General features: G+C 43.2%; 1 protein-coding gene. It reads right to left on the bottom strand.

The genetic code is table 11. From position 1 onward, the window contains the following. The coding region (locus tag AC4J95_RS21185) for an IS110 family transposase (RefSeq protein WP_494551555.1) at positions 1-428 on the bottom strand (428 nt) is incomplete at both ends.

Here is a 428-nt window from a genome sequence, read left to right as displayed (position 1 = left end):
TTTTTTGGAGCTGACTCCAAACATGTCAGACACCACAGAGTCCATAGCAACATTGCCAACGGTAAAGGCGTTTTGAAGTCGGTTCTTTTCACTCGAACGATGACTGACCAGTCGCGTGCGATAGCGGGTGAACTCTCGTAGAACCCGAATATCCTTCGTTGGAATAAAACTGCCTCTGACCAATCCCATACGGAAAAGTTCGGCAATCCATTGGGAGTCTTTCTTATCATCTTTGTTTCCCTTTACTGCACGAACCCATTTAGGATTCGCAATCGTGACATGGATCACGTCTTCAAGCAAATTGGAAACAGGAACCCAATATTTACCGGTACTCTCCATACACACATCGTAGCAGTTGCATTCTAACAACCAGTCTTTCAATGCCAGAATCTGGTTGTTAAAAGTTGAAAATCGTTTTTTCTGATAAT

It is taken from the genome of Enterococcus sp. GPZ-007 (genome assembly GCF_059374735.1).
This window is presented reverse-complemented; position numbering and strand designations above follow the sequence as displayed.